The organism is Desulfitobacterium chlororespirans DSM 11544 (genome assembly GCF_900143285.1).
GTDB classification, from domain to species: Bacteria; Bacillota; Desulfitobacteriia; order Desulfitobacteriales; family Desulfitobacteriaceae; genus Desulfitobacterium; species Desulfitobacterium chlororespirans.
In genome coordinates, this window is the sequence record NZ_FRDN01000009.1 from 167,491 (window position 1) to 182,387 (window position 14,897).

Sequence of the window (14,897 nt, forward strand, 5' to 3'; positions counted from 1 at the left end):
CAAAAGGGGACCGGGACAGGGAAAAACGGTGGCTTCAATCTGAAACCACCGTCAAACTATGCAGCTTTAATACGTCAATATTTCGCATCCTGTATCCGTAACAAGAACCGTCTTTTCCCATTGGGCAGAGGGCTTGCCATCGGTTGTATAAACCGTCCAGCCATCGTTTTGGTCGAGAACTATTCCTGCCTTGCCCATATTGATCATCGGTTCTACAGTGAAAATCAGCCCAGGTACAAGCAACATTCCTGTACCCCGTTTAGATACATAGCCCACCCAGGGATCTTCATGGAACTTTTCCCCAATCCCATGTCCGCCTATCTCTTTCACAACAGTATAGCCATTCTTTTTGGCATGGTCATTCACCGCTTGCCCCACATCACCAAGAAATCGCCATGGTTTAACCTCTTGCACTCCCAGCTCAGTGCATTCTTTTGCCACCGTGACAAGTTTTCTTTTTTCAGCAGAGACTTCACCAATACAAAACATGCGTGATGAATCTGAATAAAAGCCCTTGTAGAGAGTGGAAACGTCAATGTTGACTATATCCCCGTTTCCCAGCTTTCCCCCCCCTGATGGGACACCATGACATACTATGTCATTGACAGAGATACAACTGCTTTTTTGATATCCCTTGTAGTTCAGGGTTGCAGGTATTCCGCCCAGTTCCTTTGTCTTGTTATAGATGAGCCGATCAAGGTCTTCGGTAGTTACACCTTCGACGACAAAATCCCCTATATAGTCCAGCAAGGCTATATTGATTTTACTGCTCTCGCGGATGCCCTCAATCTGTTTTTGGGTTTTCAGTAAACTGCGGTCCGGTGTTTCAAAGCCTTTTGCGGCATAGCTCTTTATTTTTTCTTCTATGTTGGCATGACACTTTTTGTACTTTTGTCCGCTGCCACACCAACACTCTTCATTCCTGCCTAATTTGTCTGACATGAAGTACCCCCCCACCTTGAGAAACTGGAATTAAACAGCCGTTTATCCCTCTGAAACCGGTATATTCGGCAAAGATTTGCGGAATTGACTTGGAGAACATTTGAATGCAGCCACAAAGGCCCTTGTCAATGATTCGGATGAGGAATAACCATACCGAAAGGCAATTTCCGTTATTTTATCATTGGTATTGGCCAAATCGCCAGCGGCGGCCTTAAGCCTGCACCGGGCCAGAAATTGTTTATAGGTCACGCCGATATGTTCGCGAAACTTTGCCGAACAATAATAGGGGGAATAGCCCACATATGCCGACATTTCTGTCAAGGTTGGATTCTTGGCGATATTATCCTCCACCCATTTGGCCATTGCTTCGATTGTCTGCACAGACATTGCCCTCACTCCCACCCTATTTTACTAAAACTATCCGTGAGATACCTGATATGAGTTGCAAACTTTTACTCTTATTTTTAACCATAAAAAACACCCTCCCAATCAATATGTCCTATTGATATAAAAGGGTGATTTTTTTACAGCATTTTCGCCATTCTTAATTTATCCGCCACCATGGCGATGAATTCAGAATTGGTGGGTTTACCCCTGTCCACATTGATGGTATAGCCGAAAAAGCGATTCATAAATTCAATATTGCCACGGTCCCAAGCCAGCTCAATAGCATGGCGGATAGCTCGCTCCACCCGGCTGGGAGTAGTATTGTACTTTTCCGCAATCATTGGATACAGTTCTTTCGTCACAGCTCCCAGGAGTGATACCTCCTGAACCACACAGACGATAGCATCTCTTAAATACTGGTATCCTTTAACATGAGCGGGAACACCCATCTGATGGATCATGCGGGTCACTTCAACTTCGAGATTACGTGTATTCGCACCAACGGCCGAAGAAGAAGAGGTCGCTGCAATAGAGGAGGCGGTCGCTGCACCATTTCCCGGACTCTCATATTTTACTAAAGGAATAAGTCCCTGCAGTTGGCGGATTCTTTTGCCCAGTGTTTCCAGGTCAAAGGGTTTGAGAATAAAATAATCCGCTCCCAGTTGAACAGCTCTTTGCGTCATATTTTCTTGCCCAAAAGCAGTAAGTATAATCACGCGAGGTTTCTTAATATCATCCTGAAGTTTTTCCAAAACTCCCAGACCATCCAAATGAGGCATGATTATATCCAGGACCACCAAGTCAGGCTGCTCACGGTAGATCAGGTCTAAGGCTTCGTTACCATGGTAAGCAATTCCCACCAGTTGCATATCCGCCTGGCGTACAATATACTCCTTTAAAACCTCAACAAACTCCCGATTATCATCGGCTAATAAAACTCTGATGGGTTTTTGCATAAAAAATGGCTCCCCCTTGCACGAACATGGTTAATCTTTCGACAATTGTATATTTATTTCCTGCTATAGGCAGATAAAATTACAATTGCAGCACGATTCCTCTTAATTCTCTCTTTTGTGAAAAAATTAAGCAACTTATTACAGTATACCACTTGAAATCAACTATTCAATAGCACTTACCTGATTTTGCCAAAATTCAGTCAAATATTCTATTATTCGACACAAATTCTTTAAAGAAAGACTTCCATTGAGACCGCCGTCTCAATGGAAGTGCTAAAGCTCATTGCCAATTTAGTTATGCTACTTCTTTTTTATCGATTATTTCAGCGTCCTTAAGCATATTCTGAATGAATACACCATAGCCACGGGAAGCATCATTAACAAAAACATGAGTAACCGCTCCAATAATTTTGCCGTCTTGGACGATAGGGCTCCCTGACATGCCCTGAATAATCCCGCCCGTCTTCTCGATAAGCTCCGGATCGGTTACTTTAATGACCATATTCTTGCTGTCCGTACGATTGTGCATAATCCGTTCTATCTGTACATCGTACTCTTCAATTCGTTCTCCCTCTAATACAGTATAGATTTTGGCAGGCCCTTCTTTAATTTCCGATTCCCAGCCTACGGTAATCGGTTCCTGGAAGTAAGGATTCTTGATTTCCCCCTCTAAAGAACCAAAAATACCGGACACGGTATTCTTCTCGATATTACCTGAGAATCTCGACTGGTTAACGAATGAGCCAATCTTTTCTCCGGGATGTCCCCGTTTTCCTTTCTCAATAGCATAGATTGTCGAAGCTACCACATTGCCGTTAAGAATCTCAATCTTTTGGTTGGTATCCACATCATTGATAACATGACCTAATGCTCCATATTTGTGATTTGTGGGGTCGTAGAAGGTTAGGGTACCGACACCCGCTGCTTCATTTCTTACATAGAGACCCACACGATGGCGGTTGGTTTCCGGGCAATAGACTGTTGACACCCTCTTTTGCATAGTCTGACCATTGTGATTTAAAAGAATTTCTGAGAACCCCTGCTTTTCGCCGGCACGATGAATGGCATTGGCTACATCCTGATCACTGTTCATTTCGCGACCGTCAATTTTCAGGATGATATCCCCTACTTCGATTCCCGCCTCTTTAGCCGGGTACACTAATTTCCCCTCCTGGTTCTGCACTGCAGCTTGACCGACCACCATGACACCTTTAGCCTGCAGGCTCACTCCAATCGATTGTCCACCCGGTAAAAGCTTCAGCTGCGGCATGACTTGGATCGCACTGGATTTAAAGGGAATCAGTCCGAACAGTTTGTAAGTGACCTGAACAATTTCAGACTTTCCCGTGTTGGCAGCCATGATCGCGTCCGTTTCGGCAGCTTTTACTTCTTCTGTAACTATCAGGCTGGACAAGATTCCTGTCAGCTGGGGAAAATCGCTCTGACTGGATTCTTGGAGTACCGGAAACTGAGCTACCTGATGGAGTGTTGGATTAAGACTGAGAAAGGTACAGAGAAGAACACTGGCGAAGACCATGGCTCTCTTCGTTTTCACTCTCTTATCACCCTCCGTCTTTTTGTCTCCCCATGTTCTTCCTTTCTCCCTATGCTATTATTTTTTTCGGATTCTAATAATAAATTAACCATTGCGATTTCTTTTCATCCTGTCAATTCCGTTCTGAATTACCAAATAAAAAAATAGAAGGCCAAATTCACCTTCTATTCTATAAAATCTCCATTATAATTCATTTCTATAAGAGATTATTGAATTTTTTTCCTAAGTTTGCGTGCATGCTCCAAGGCGATCGCTTCTTCATCGCCGCCCAGCATGCGGGCTAATTCATGGATCCTCTCATCTTCTGTCAAATATTGAATGCGGGTTCGTGTTCTTTCATTAATAATTTCTTTTTGGATACCAAAATGATGATCCCCAAAAGCGGCCACTTGAGGAGCATGGGTTATACAAAAAACCTGCTTGCCTTCAGCTATCCTGGCTAATTTTTCTCCCACCTTTTGAATAGTGCGTCCACCGACACCGCTGTCCACTTCATCAAAGACAAAAGTACCCACACTTTCAAGTTTGGAGAGCAAGCTTTTCATGGCCAGCATTAAGCGGGACATTTCCCCACCGGATGCTACCTTGGCCAAGGGCTTAAGGGGTTCACCCACATTGGCGGTGAAATAGAATTCAGCCTGTTCGGCTCCACCTGCCTGGGGTTCACTCAGGGCAGTGAAGTGAACTTGAAAACTGCTTTTCTCCAGCCCCAAATCAGCACATTCTTTTTTCAAACCCTCCGCCAGCCGCTGGGCCTGAACTTCCCGGACCCGGGATAGTTCCTTAGCTTTTTCCGCATAACCCCGGAGGGCTGCTTCCTTATCCCGGCGCAAAGATGCCAACTCGCCCTGAAGATGGGTTATGGTATGAAGTTCTTTCAACATCTCTTCTTTGGTTTGGAGAACCTCCTGGACCGTGTGCCCGTATTTTCGCAAGCGCTGCAATTGGATTAAACGCTCCTCGATTTGGTCTAAGCGGCCAGGGTCAAAGTCAAATCCTTCCCGGTAAGACATGACTTGAGAGGCTAAATCTTCAATCATGTAATAAATGGACTCGATGGGCTCAAGCATAGTGCTGCAATCCTCATCATAGCGGAGGATTTCCTGCAAGGCTTTCCTGCTCCGTCCGATTTGATCAAATGCAGAGGATTGCCCATTGCCCTCATATAAAAGGGAATATACTTCGGTGATATTTCCCATAATCTTTTCCGAATTGACCAAACGCTTCTTTTCCTGCAATAAGGAGTCCTCTTCATCCGGTTGGGGATCAACCGCGGTGATCTCATCGATTTGATAGCGCAAAATATCTTCACGCCGCTCTCTATCCGCTTCACTGCGCAGAAGCTGCTGTTCCCGCTGGAGAAGACCGCGATAATTTTTGGCTGATTGATTCACCCGCTTAAGAAGCTCCAGTTGCTGCTCTCCCCCAAAGGCATCCAGCAAGCGGCGATGGCTGTCCGGGTTAAACAGGGATTGATGTTCCATTTGACCGTGGATATCCACTAAACCTTGAACTAAGGTTCGATAGAGAGTTAAGGGAACAGTTCTTCCTTGAACACGGCAGATATTTCTGCCGCTGCGATTGATTTCACGGGAAAGAATCAGCTGACCGTCCTCAATGGGATAACCGGCTTCTGCCAGACCTTCGAGAACCTCCGGGGGACATTCTTCAAAAATTCCCTCCACCAAAGCTTTTTCCAGGCCATGACGAATAAAGTCCGTGCTGGCTCTGCCTCCGAGCAATACGCCAAGAGCATCGATAAGCATGGATTTACCTGTACCCGTTTCTCCGGAAAAAATAGTTAATCCCCGGGAAAAGGATAATTGCACGGCTTCCATCAAGGCGAAATTCTCTACATGGATTTCTGTTAACATATCAATCCATCTCCCCTTTGACCAATGACCCTATTCCATAAGCTTAGCGATGCGTTCCCGGACGATGGGTACGGCACCGGCCGGCTTAACCACTAAGAGAATGGTATCATCACCTGCCACTGTTCCAATCACTTCTTCCCAATTGCTGTGATCGATTAAACTGGCCAGAGCTTGGGCATTCCCCGGAATAGTCCGCAGAACCACTAAATTCTCGCTGTCATTCACTGTAACCACAGTTTCTCTCAGTCGCCTTTTCAGTCGATCCGGTGTGCTGAGAGGCTGAGCCGTCCCCGGAACAGCATACCGGTAATCATCTCCTGAAGTGGGAACTTTGATTAATCCCATTTCTTTGATGTCACGGGATACAGTGGCCTGGGTTACATCAAAGCCTGCCTTCCTTAATAGCTCAGCCAGCTCTTCCTGAGTATGAATCACTTGATTATTAATAATTTCTTGGATTTTCATCTGGCGACGGGTCTTCATTCGGTATCCCCCTTATTCTTCTGAACCAAAATCCAGTACGGTGCATTGGGGAGTTGATTGATATACTCTCCCCGCAAGACACTATACTTTCGGCGCGGCAAACAGCTTAAGAATTCCTCCACTGCAGCAGCTTCCTCCAACCCGCCGGGATGACCGCGATACACCGTAAGAGCGATGACACCGCCTTGGCGGAGCAATTGGAGTACGGCTTCCAGGGCCGCAAGGGTTGAGGCGGCTTGGGTGGTAATCTTCTGACTATGTCCCGGCAAATATCCTAAATTAAACATAGCTGCCTGGACAGGGTCTTGAACTTTTTCCAGCAACCGCCCATGATCCCAATGATACAGACAGACACGCTCTGCCATTTGCTGTTCCTTGAGCAGCCGTTGGGTTTCCTGAAGGGCAACCTCCTGAACATCAAAGGCATGAACCCTTCCTTCTGCTCCCACCAACTGGGCAAGAAACAAAGTATCCCGTCCCCGGCCGGCTGTGAGATCCAAAGCAATATCTCCCGCCTGGATGCTTGCCCTAAGCATAGTCCTCAGAAACCCTTGTATATCTTGAAGTCGATTATTCATGCCAACGATCCTTTAATTTCTCCCGCACCACATGAGGAAAACTTCTTTTCCCCAGGCGGATTAATAAGGCATTAATAGAAGCCCGTTTGATAACAACCTTTTCCCCATATTTAATAGCCGTCCGATGATAACCGTCAAAACTGACGATACACTCTTCGCCGCGGACTAAGCTGATTTCAATATTCTCTTGATCAGAAATGACCATCGGACGAGCCGATAAGGAATGAGCCGCCAGAGGAGTCAGCAAGATGGCCTCTACATTAGGGCTCATAATCGGTCCCCCTGCGGATAAAGCATAGGCAGTAGAGCCTGTAGGCGTGGATACAATCAAACCGTCGGCCGGGTAGCTTACAGAAGTCTCTCCCGTCAGATTAGCCTGCAAGGTAACCATAGCCGAAGAAGGCTCTCTCAAAAAGACCACATCGTTTAATACGTCGAAAGTCTGGTCTGCATCATTCACAGTCGCAGTGAGCATAAGCCGTTCCTGAATACTATAGTCATGATTCGTGATCTTGTCTAAAGCATCAAAGATCTCGTTTCGTTCAATTTCACAAAGAAATCCCAGGCGGCCAAGATTGACACCCAGAACGGGAATAGCATAAGGAGCCGCCTCCCGGGAGGCCTCCAGCAACGTCCCGTCCCCCCCTAAAGAGATGAGAAAGCGCACACCTTGAGCAGTGATCTTTTCCCAATCAGTATAAACATTCCACCCACGCTCTGCAAACCAGTGGGTGATCTGCCCGGCTAAGGTTATAGCTTCAGGTTTACTGTGATTAATCCACAAGCCGACTCGATCCACAGCTTCTCACGACCTTCCTCGTTGAGCATCTTGTACAATCTCAGGAATCCATTCCCGCCAAGGTAAGTTGCCCTGTTCACGGTTTAACCAGGCCAGATATTCAATATTTCCCTCCGGACCGCGGATCGGTGAAAAGTCCAAGCCTTTAACCTTAAGCCCATTTTTCTCCGCCTCTTCCAGGACATGAACCAGGACCTCCTGATGAACCTGCGGGTCCTTGACAACTCCCTTTTTTCCGATATGCTCCCGCCCCGCCTCAAACTGAGGTTTGATTAAGGTTATAATTTGGCCATCCTCTTTGAGTATCTTCAGCATGGCCGGAAAAATCTTTGTGACGGAGATAAAAGCCACATCAGATACCACAAAATCCACCTGTTCCGGCAAGGAATCCCCCTCAAGGTAGCGGGCATTGACACGTTCCATGCAGACAACCCGGGAATCCGTACGCAGTTTCCAATCCAACTGTCCATAGCCTACGTCAATGGCATAGACCCGCTGGGCACCGTTTTGCAAAGCACAATCCGTAAACCCTCCCGTAGAGGCGCCAATATCGGCGACAACGGCTCCCGCAAAGGATACGGGAAAAACCTTGAGGGCCTTCTCCAGTTTGAGACCGCCCCGGGAAACATAGGGTATAAGATCTCCCTTGACTTCCAGAAGGGTATCCTCAGCCAGTTCCAGGCCCGGCTTATCCAGCCGCCGCCCCTGGCTGTAGACCAGCCCGGCCATGATGGTGGCTTTGGCTTTTTCCCGGCTGGAGGATAATCCTCTTTTTACCAGCAAACTATCCAGTCGTTCTTTCCCTTTAGACACTGCTTCTACCCTCAATCCGCTGTAAAACCTTTAAACGCTCCGCTGCCTTTAGTATGCCAACAACAGACAAACCATACCCTTGATGCAGCAAAGAGATGGCTCCCTGATCCACATACCCGTCATAGCCTAAACGCTCGACGACCACATCAGCCAGTCCCTCATCCGCCAGAACTTCCACGACGGCACTTCCCATACCGCCGGCCAGCATATGGTCCTCCACAGTGATGATACGCTTGGTCATCCGGGCATAGCGAAGAATCGACTCCTTATCCAAAGGACTAATATAACGCAAATTAATGACGGTCGCTTCCACTCCCCGGTGGCGAAGCTCAACCGCCGCAGCCAGGCAGGTATACACCATCGGGCCAACCCCGATCAGAGTAATATCCTTACCCTCTTGAAGGATCTCGGCTTTACCCACGGGAAGCTCCCTCAGTTCCTCAGTCAGCTCCACCCCTTGGCCCACAGAACGGGGATAGCGCAGGGCCACCGGTCCGTCCAGCTGCAAAGAAGTATACAGCATATGGCGCAGCTCATTCTCATCCTTCGGCGCCATAAACACCAAATTCGGTATCACTCTTAAAAAAGAAATGTCAAAAACTCCATGGTGGGTTGGTCCGTCATCTCCAACCACTCCGGCCCGATCAATGGCCATGACCACATTGGCATGGGGCAGACAGACATCATGGAGAACCTGGTCGTAAGCCCGTTGATAAAAGGTAGAATAAATCGACACCACAGGCTTCATTCCCCCAAAAGCCAGGGCTGCTGAAAAGGTCACCGCATGCTGCTCCGCAATTCCTACATCAAAGAAACGATCAGGAAATTGCTGAGCGAAGAGATTAAGACCGGTACCGCTGGGCATGGCCGCTGTAATCGCTGCAATCCGCGGATCCTTTTCCGCAAGTTCGCACAGAGTCTCGCCAAAGACTTGGGTATAGGTGGGGGGAGCCGGTTTTTTAATCACTTCCCCGGTCACCTTATTGAAAGGTCCCACTCCATGAAAGAGAGCGGGATTTTTTTCTGAAGGCTCATAGCCTCTTCCTTTTTGAGTCAAAACATGAACAAGTACAGGTTCCTTCACCATCTTGGCTTGCTCAAAAACCTGTTCCAAAGCGATTTGATCATGACCGTTGATGGGGCCAAGATAGGTAAAGCCCATCTCTTCAAACAAGAGCCCCGGCACCAGCAGATATTTCAGGCTGTCTTTGGCTTTCTCCGCTGCTTTGGCCATCTTGGAACCGATTCCTGGAATCCTCTTGAGCAGATTCTCAATCTCATCTTTGCTACGATCATAACGGGGGTCCGTACGCAGCCGGTTAAGGTAAGAAGACATGGCCCCCACATTCTGGGCGATGGCCATCTCATTATCATTAAGGACCACAATCATATTGGTTTTGGTATGACCGGCGTGGTTCAACGCTTCAAAAGCCATTCCTCCGGTCATAGCTCCATCACCGATGACGGCAACCACTTGATTCTTCTCTTTACGAAGATCTCTTGCTTTGGCAAAGCCCACCGCCGCGGAAATAGAGGTGCTGGAGTGACCTGTTTCAAAGCAATCATGAGGGCTTTCACAGCGTTTCGGGAAACCGGACAGACCTTTATAAAGCCTTAAGCTTTTAAATTCCTTTTGCCGGCCTGTGACCAGTTTATGCACATAGCTTTGATGACCTACATCCCAGATGATTTTATCTTTCGGGCTGTCAAATACCCGATGCAAGGCAAGTGTTAATTCTACAACGCCAAGATTAGGAGCCAAATGCCCTCCATTGGCAGAGACCACATCGATCATTTCGGCGCGGATTTCTTGAGCAAGCTGTTCCAGCTCAGGATAAGTCAGTCCTTTTAAATCCCGCGGCTGCTCAATTTTTGCGAGAATTCCCATGTCGCTTTCCCCCCTTCCGTTTCTTATCTGTCATTGTCCAACCTGTTAAATCTTCAACTCGGGCCGTGAGGCTCCCCACCTGCCCAATAATCTCATCAGCTTTTTGAATAGCAAAGGTCTTGCCCGCAGCCTTTCCCGTTACGGTAACGGAGGCCACCAGGGCAATCAGCAGGGTATCAATCCAAATCTCATGAGCCTCTAAGGCCGGATAGGTCCTGATGATTTCCAGGACGATGGAAGCGGACATCCCGCCGCTGATGGCGCCTGTCACATCGCCAACTATATCATTGGTAAAATTCGCCACTGTATCCGCATGGCGGACCAAAAAGACGGTTTGCCGGGCACCGGGCACCTTGTTGGCCGCTTTGGCGTGATGAGGTTGCTCGGTAGCAGCGGTAGCAGCAGTTCCAATCACATCGAAACCAATATTAATAATAACAATGACCAGCAAAAGAATGAGGGCTAACACAATATTGGTTTTCCTCATTAAAATTGTCGTTCCCAGGCTGGTAATGACCGCCAATGTAAAACTGAGCAGGAAGACAAAGGCAATATGCTTCCAGCTCTTGCGCTTATATCCCAACAGTGACCCTCCACATCATGACCTTACATCAGCACCCCAACAATAATACCGACAATCGCCCCGGCAAAGACTTCAAAGGGTGTATGGCCGATTAACTCCTTAAGGCGTTCCTGGGACAGATGGGTCATTTGCTGATAAAGTCCCTCTACCAATTGATTGATCACTTCCGCTTGCTTGCCGGCTGCCCGTCGCACTCCGGCCGCATCGTACATGACAATCATGCCGAAAATCGCAGCAATGGCGAAAATCGGCGAACTCCATCCATAGTATTTCCCAACGCCAATGGCCAGAGCACTCACGGTGGCGGAATGGGAACTGGGAAACCCTCCTGAGCTAAAAAGGAAAGCCACATCAAAGGTTCTATGGATGGAAAAATTGATGATCAGTTTCAATGTCTGAGCAATAAGCCAGGCTATCATAGCAGAGATCAGTATGTAGTTATCCAGAATTCCTGATAGTACGCTCATGCTTCACCTCAATACTTTCGCTGAGCAATATAATCAGCTAATTCGTGCAGAAAGACGGCCCGCTCTCCTAAAACCGTCAAGGCGGCGTGAGCCTCATCGGTCTTTATCTTCAATTCCAGCTTAGCGCCTGCCAAACCCATTAAAGAGGGATAAGTGGATTTATGCTGGCGGAGATCGCTATGGGCAGGCTTACCTAAGGTCTCGCTATCACTTTCCAGATCGAGGATATCATCCTTAATCTGGAAAGCAAGGCCGATGGCTTGAGCATAACGGGTCAACGCTTCAATCTTCTCTTCCGTTCCTCCGGCGAGAATTGCCCCTAAACGGGCGGCAACCACCAATATCGCTCCGGTTTTCAGGCGATGGACCCGCTCCAGCTCAGCAAGATTCAACTGCTTTTCTTCAGCTTCCAAATCCAGCATCTGACCGCCGACCATTCCCTCCGGTCCCGCTGCTTGGGCAACTTCCCTGACAGCCCGCAACTGACGTTGAGAATCTACCCCACTCATGGGCTGAGCAAGCAGTTCAAAAGCATAGGTTAAAAGGGCATCACCGGCAAGAATGGCCTGCCCTTCGCCAAAAACTTTATGATTGGCCAAACGTCCCCGCCGATAATCATCATTGTCCATGGCGGGAAGATCATCATGGATCAAAGAATAGGTATGTATAAGCTCTAAAGCACAGACCGCCGGAAGGATATCTTCACCTTCCCCTCCCACAGCATGTGCCGCCGCCAGAGCCAGTACAGGACGAATGCGTTTGCCCCCTGCAGAAAGGGAATAGTTCATGCTTTCAGTTAAAGTGCCGGTTGGCCAAGGAAATTGTGCCAAATACGAATCCACTAATCGAGCATAATCTTCTAATTCCTTTTGAAACATCAAATCATCCTTCCACAGGAAAATCGGCCGGGCGTACTTCCAACTCCCCATTGGGATTCTCCAGGAGAATCTGCATTTGCTTTTCAGCATAATCAAGCTGGTTATTGCATTTCTGAACAAGCTCAATTCCCTGGCGAAAGAGATTCAGTGCCTGCTCAAGAGGGACCTCTTTTTGCTCAAGCTCACGGACAATACGCTCTAAATGCTCGATCCCTTCTTCGAAGGATAACTCTTTATTCACTGCTTCCATCATATTTCCCCTTTAAGAATTTGCTGTATTAATCTGAATATTAATCTGCGTCAACACTCTTGGCTAATACGGCACAGGTCAGTATCCCCTGCTGCAGCCGCACTTGCACCTGCTGACCGACATTGATATCTTCGCTTTTGCGCAGAACATTCCCTTTGGGACCATAGGTGAGGGAGTAGCCCCTCCCCAAAATTGCTAAGGGACTTAATAAATCCAGCTTCGCAGTCAATAGCTTTAGTATACCATTTTTATCAGAAACAAATCTAGTCATGCCCTGCTCCACACGTTCACTGAGGGAATCCAGGCGTTGGCGGTTTTGATCGATACGCCAAAAGGGATTGGAAAGAGGTCCTATAGTTTTTAGGCTGTCCAACCGCTGCCTTTTCCGCTGCAGCTGTGAGCTCATGGTGCTGTGCAGCCGGGCCTCCAGCTGCTCAAGGTCGGATTTCAGTTCCCGCCAGACAGGGACAGCCAGTTCAGCCGCAGCAGAAGGTGTGGGGGCCCGCAGATCCGCTACCATATCCGCAATGGTCACATCAGTCTCATGGCCTACCGCAGAAATCACCGGAATTCCGGAGGCGGCAATGGCCCGGGCCACTTCCTCGGTATTGAAGGCCCAGAGCTCCTCCAGGGAGCCGCCGCCGCGGCCGACAATGATCACATCCACTTGGGAGTGCCGGTTCAACCGGGCAATGGCCTGAGCCACCTCCTTGGGAGCAAGTTCTCCTTGAACGGCGGCCGGTGCCAGAATCCAGGAAATTTGCGGATTACGACGAAACATGACCTTCAGGATATCTTTAATGGCAGCCCCTGTGGGACTGGTAACAATACCGATGCGACGGGGGTAACGGGGGATGGTTTTTTTGCGCTCCGGTGCAAATAAACCTTCCTGGCCTAAGCGTTCCTTAAGTTGTTCGAAGGCCAAATAAAGTGCACCTACTCCGCTGGGCTGCATCTCCTCAGCATAAAGCTGAATCGTGCCATCCCGCTCATAGATGCGGATACTTCCCCGCACCAGCACTTTCATCCCATCCTGAGGGGTGAAGCGAACCCGTTCCGCACGGCTGCGGAACATAACCCCCTTCATGCTGGACTGCTCATCCTTTAAAGTAAAATACCAATGTCCCGAGGGACGGTGGTTTTTGTAATTGGAAATCTCCCCGCTGACCCAGCAATTTACAAAATCCGGGTTGTCATTGAGGGTCTGACCGATTTCTCGTGTTAATTCGGCAACTGTCCAAATCTTAGGCACATTTTTCACCTCTTACTCATAATACAAAGATGCCTGCGACTTTTCAAGATAGAGGAAAAACAAAAAGGGAGGTCTCCCCCCCTATCAGAACATTTTCTTTTTCCACAAGGTCAAGGCACTGATGCCGGCAATACTAAAGGCAATCACGGTAACCAAGCCAAACCCGTAAGGGTTATTGCCAAAAGGAACGGGAACATTCATTCCCCAAAAGCTGGCCAACATGGTCGGTACCGCCATCGTAATGGTTATAGAAGTCAAAAGCTTGATGACCATATTTTGATTGTTGGAGATGATCGACGCAAAAGCATCGGAGAAACCAACAATAATATGACTGTACATCTCAACCATTTGGATCGCCTGATTGTTTTCAATGATGACATCTTCCAGCAAATCCTCGTCTTCTTCATACATCTTAATCAAGTGCTGGCTTTGACTATTGGACCGTAAACGCATCAAACGGTCCATGACCACTCCATTGGAGCGCAGAGAGACCGTGAAATAAGTCAAACCTTTTTGCAGATCCATCAATTGAAAAATTTCCTGGTTTTTCATGGAGGTGCGCAGGTCCATCTCGATTCGATCCGTGTACTTGTTAATCTGGCGCAGATACTTAAGATAATAAGAAGCCGATTTATAAAGAATCTGGAATAAAAAGCGGGTCCGCTTTGCCGTGTTGAAATTCCGGTAGGTACCGGCATTAAACTCCGAAAATACCGGATTATCTTCCAGGCAGACCGTAATAATGTGGCCTTCTGAGATAATCATTCCCAAAGGCAGAGTATCGTAATTCGTCTCATCAATCATCAAAGGAATATTGGTAATCACCAGCATACAATGGTCTTCCAGCTCAATACGTGAGCGTTCTTCTTCGTCCAAGGCAGCTTTAAGAAAATCCATAGGCACTTCCGTAGCCTCCGCTATGGCATTGAGTTCCCATGAGGTGGGATTCACAAGTTGAATCCAAGATCCTTTAACTAGATTGTCCAAGGATAGTTCTTGATAATTGCCTGCATCATTTTTACAAATTTTGATCATCCGGTCTCCCCCTTTAGGTGGCCGGCTGAATCACAAATTCTGCTTTAAAACCGGACACACCCCTATTTTTGGATAAAATATTCAATTTCCTTCGACTAGGGCCTCCAGCGTCCAGTTTAATCACCATCCCGTCATTTTAAGCTCCATTAGAACTATA

Annotated in this window: 16 protein-coding genes; all 16 read right to left on the reverse strand. The window is 47.7% G+C overall.

The window, feature by feature from the left end; translation table 11 throughout:
• Positions 1-66: 66 nt before the first annotated feature.
• The 16 genes from BUA14_RS15245 to BUA14_RS15320 all read right to left on the reverse strand — a co-directional run bounded on the left by BUA14_RS15245 (position 67) and on the right by BUA14_RS15320 (position 14,740).
• On the reverse strand, positions 67-942 hold the full coding sequence (locus tag BUA14_RS15245; RefSeq protein ID WP_072773394.1) for a methionyl aminopeptidase: 876 nt from the start codon (positions 940-942) through the stop codon (positions 67-69).
• Between the two features lie 42 nt (positions 943-984).
• Entirely contained in the window at positions 985-1,329 is a 345-nt protein-coding gene (locus BUA14_RS15250; protein WP_072773395.1) for a helix-turn-helix domain-containing protein, read from the reverse strand.
• A gap of 137 nt (positions 1,330-1,466) precedes the next feature.
• The gene (gene spo0A / locus BUA14_RS15255; RefSeq protein WP_072773396.1) at positions 1,467-2,285 is read right to left on the reverse strand and encodes a sporulation transcription factor Spo0A; all 819 of its coding nucleotides are present in this window, start codon (positions 2,283-2,285) and stop codon (positions 1,467-1,469) included.
• Between the two features lie 295 nt (positions 2,286-2,580).
• A complete protein-coding gene (gene spoIVB, locus BUA14_RS15260) occupies positions 2,581-3,840 on the reverse strand; it encodes a SpoIVB peptidase (RefSeq protein WP_072773397.1) in 1,260 nt (419 codons plus the stop codon).
• 206 nt (positions 3,841-4,046) lie between these two features.
• Entirely contained in the window at positions 4,047-5,714 is a 1,668-nt protein-coding gene (gene recN / locus BUA14_RS15265) for a DNA repair protein RecN (protein ID WP_072773398.1), read from the reverse strand.
• A 30-nt stretch (positions 5,715-5,744) separates the two neighbouring features.
• Positions 5,745-6,197 (reverse strand): arginine repressor, encoded by a 453-nt coding sequence (argR, locus tag BUA14_RS15270; RefSeq protein WP_072773399.1) that lies wholly within the window; start codon positions 6,195-6,197, stop codon positions 5,745-5,747.
• Positions 6,194-6,775 carry a tRNA 5-(aminomethyl)-2-thiouridylate-methyltransferase MnmM gene (gene mnmM, locus BUA14_RS15275; protein WP_072773400.1) on the reverse strand — a complete coding sequence of 194 codons (582 nt, stop codon included), beginning with the start codon at positions 6,773-6,775 and terminating at the stop codon, positions 6,194-6,196. The genes argR and mnmM overlap by 4 nt, the downstream gene beginning before the upstream one ends.
• Positions 6,768-7,574: an NAD(+)/NADH kinase gene (locus BUA14_RS15280; RefSeq protein ID WP_072773401.1), complete on the reverse strand. Its 807-nt coding sequence runs from the start codon at positions 7,572-7,574 to the stop codon at positions 6,768-6,770. Before BUA14_RS15280 ends, mnmM begins: the two co-directional genes overlap by 8 nt.
• Before the next feature lie 6 nt (positions 7,575-7,580).
• Positions 7,581-8,387 carry a TlyA family RNA methyltransferase gene (locus BUA14_RS15285; RefSeq protein WP_072773402.1) on the reverse strand — a complete coding sequence of 269 codons (807 nt, stop codon included), beginning with the start codon at positions 8,385-8,387 and terminating at the stop codon, positions 7,581-7,583.
• On the reverse strand, positions 8,380-10,275 hold the full coding sequence (gene dxs / locus BUA14_RS15290; protein ID WP_072773403.1) for a 1-deoxy-D-xylulose-5-phosphate synthase: 1,896 nt from the start codon (positions 10,273-10,275) through the stop codon (positions 8,380-8,382). Before dxs ends, BUA14_RS15285 begins: the two co-directional genes overlap by 8 nt.
• A complete protein-coding gene (locus tag BUA14_RS15295; protein WP_072773404.1) occupies positions 10,253-10,858 on the reverse strand; it encodes a hypothetical protein in 606 nt (201 codons plus the stop codon). Before BUA14_RS15295 ends, dxs begins: the two co-directional genes overlap by 23 nt.
• A 23-nt stretch (positions 10,859-10,881) precedes the next feature.
• Positions 10,882-11,325, reverse strand: coding sequence for a divergent PAP2 family protein (locus tag BUA14_RS15300; protein ID WP_072773405.1), 444 nt, complete (start codon positions 11,323-11,325; stop codon positions 10,882-10,884).
• Between the two features lie 8 nt (positions 11,326-11,333).
• The gene (locus BUA14_RS15305) at positions 11,334-12,203 is read right to left on the reverse strand and encodes a polyprenyl synthetase family protein (RefSeq protein ID WP_072773406.1); all 870 of its coding nucleotides are present in this window, start codon (positions 12,201-12,203) and stop codon (positions 11,334-11,336) included.
• Positions 12,204-12,207: 4 nt separating this feature from the next.
• Positions 12,208-12,453: an exodeoxyribonuclease VII small subunit gene (xseB, locus tag BUA14_RS15310; protein ID WP_018211232.1), complete on the reverse strand. Its 246-nt coding sequence runs from the start codon at positions 12,451-12,453 to the stop codon at positions 12,208-12,210.
• 40 nt (positions 12,454-12,493) lie between these two features.
• Positions 12,494-13,705 carry an exodeoxyribonuclease VII large subunit gene (gene xseA / locus BUA14_RS15315; RefSeq protein WP_072773407.1) on the reverse strand — a complete coding sequence of 404 codons (1,212 nt, stop codon included), beginning with the start codon at positions 13,703-13,705 and terminating at the stop codon, positions 12,494-12,496.
• Positions 13,706-13,789: 84 nt separating this feature from the next.
• A complete protein-coding gene (locus tag BUA14_RS15320) occupies positions 13,790-14,740 on the reverse strand; it encodes a magnesium transporter CorA family protein (protein WP_072773408.1) in 951 nt (316 codons plus the stop codon).
• Positions 14,741-14,897: the final 157 nt, after the last annotated feature.

What these genes read in the sequence shown, in the direction of transcription:
- mnmM (WP_072773400.1), bottom strand. Translation starts at nt 6,775, where the DNA reads ATGAATAATCGACTTCAAGATATACAAGGGTTTCTGAGGACTATGCTT.
- BUA14_RS15245 (WP_072773394.1), bottom strand. Translation starts at nt 942, where the DNA reads ATGTCAGACAAATTAGGCAGGAATGAAGAGTGTTGGTGTGGCAGCGGA.
- BUA14_RS15320 (WP_072773408.1), bottom strand. Translation starts at nt 14,740, where the DNA reads ATGATCAAAATTTGTAAAAATGATGCAGGCAATTATCAAGAACTATCC.
- BUA14_RS15300 (WP_072773405.1), bottom strand. Translation starts at nt 11,325, where the DNA reads ATGAGCGTACTATCAGGAATTCTGGATAACTACATACTGATCTCTGCT.
- argR (WP_072773399.1), bottom strand. Translation starts at nt 6,197, where the DNA reads ATGAAGACCCGTCGCCAGATGAAAATCCAAGAAATTATTAATAATCAA.
- spo0A (WP_072773396.1), bottom strand. Translation starts at nt 2,285, where the DNA reads ATGCAAAAACCCATCAGAGTTTTATTAGCCGATGATAATCGGGAGTTT.
- dxs (WP_072773403.1), bottom strand. Translation starts at nt 10,275, where the DNA reads ATGGGAATTCTCGCAAAAATTGAGCAGCCGCGGGATTTAAAAGGACTG.
- xseB (WP_018211232.1), bottom strand. Translation starts at nt 12,453, where the DNA reads ATGGAAGCAGTGAATAAAGAGTTATCCTTCGAAGAAGGGATCGAGCAT.
- BUA14_RS15305 (WP_072773406.1), bottom strand. Translation starts at nt 12,203, where the DNA reads ATGTTTCAAAAGGAATTAGAAGATTATGCTCGATTAGTGGATTCGTAT.
- recN (WP_072773398.1), bottom strand. Translation starts at nt 5,714, where the DNA reads ATGTTAACAGAAATCCATGTAGAGAATTTCGCCTTGATGGAAGCCGTG.
- BUA14_RS15250 (WP_072773395.1), bottom strand. Translation starts at nt 1,329, where the DNA reads ATGTCTGTGCAGACAATCGAAGCAATGGCCAAATGGGTGGAGGATAAT.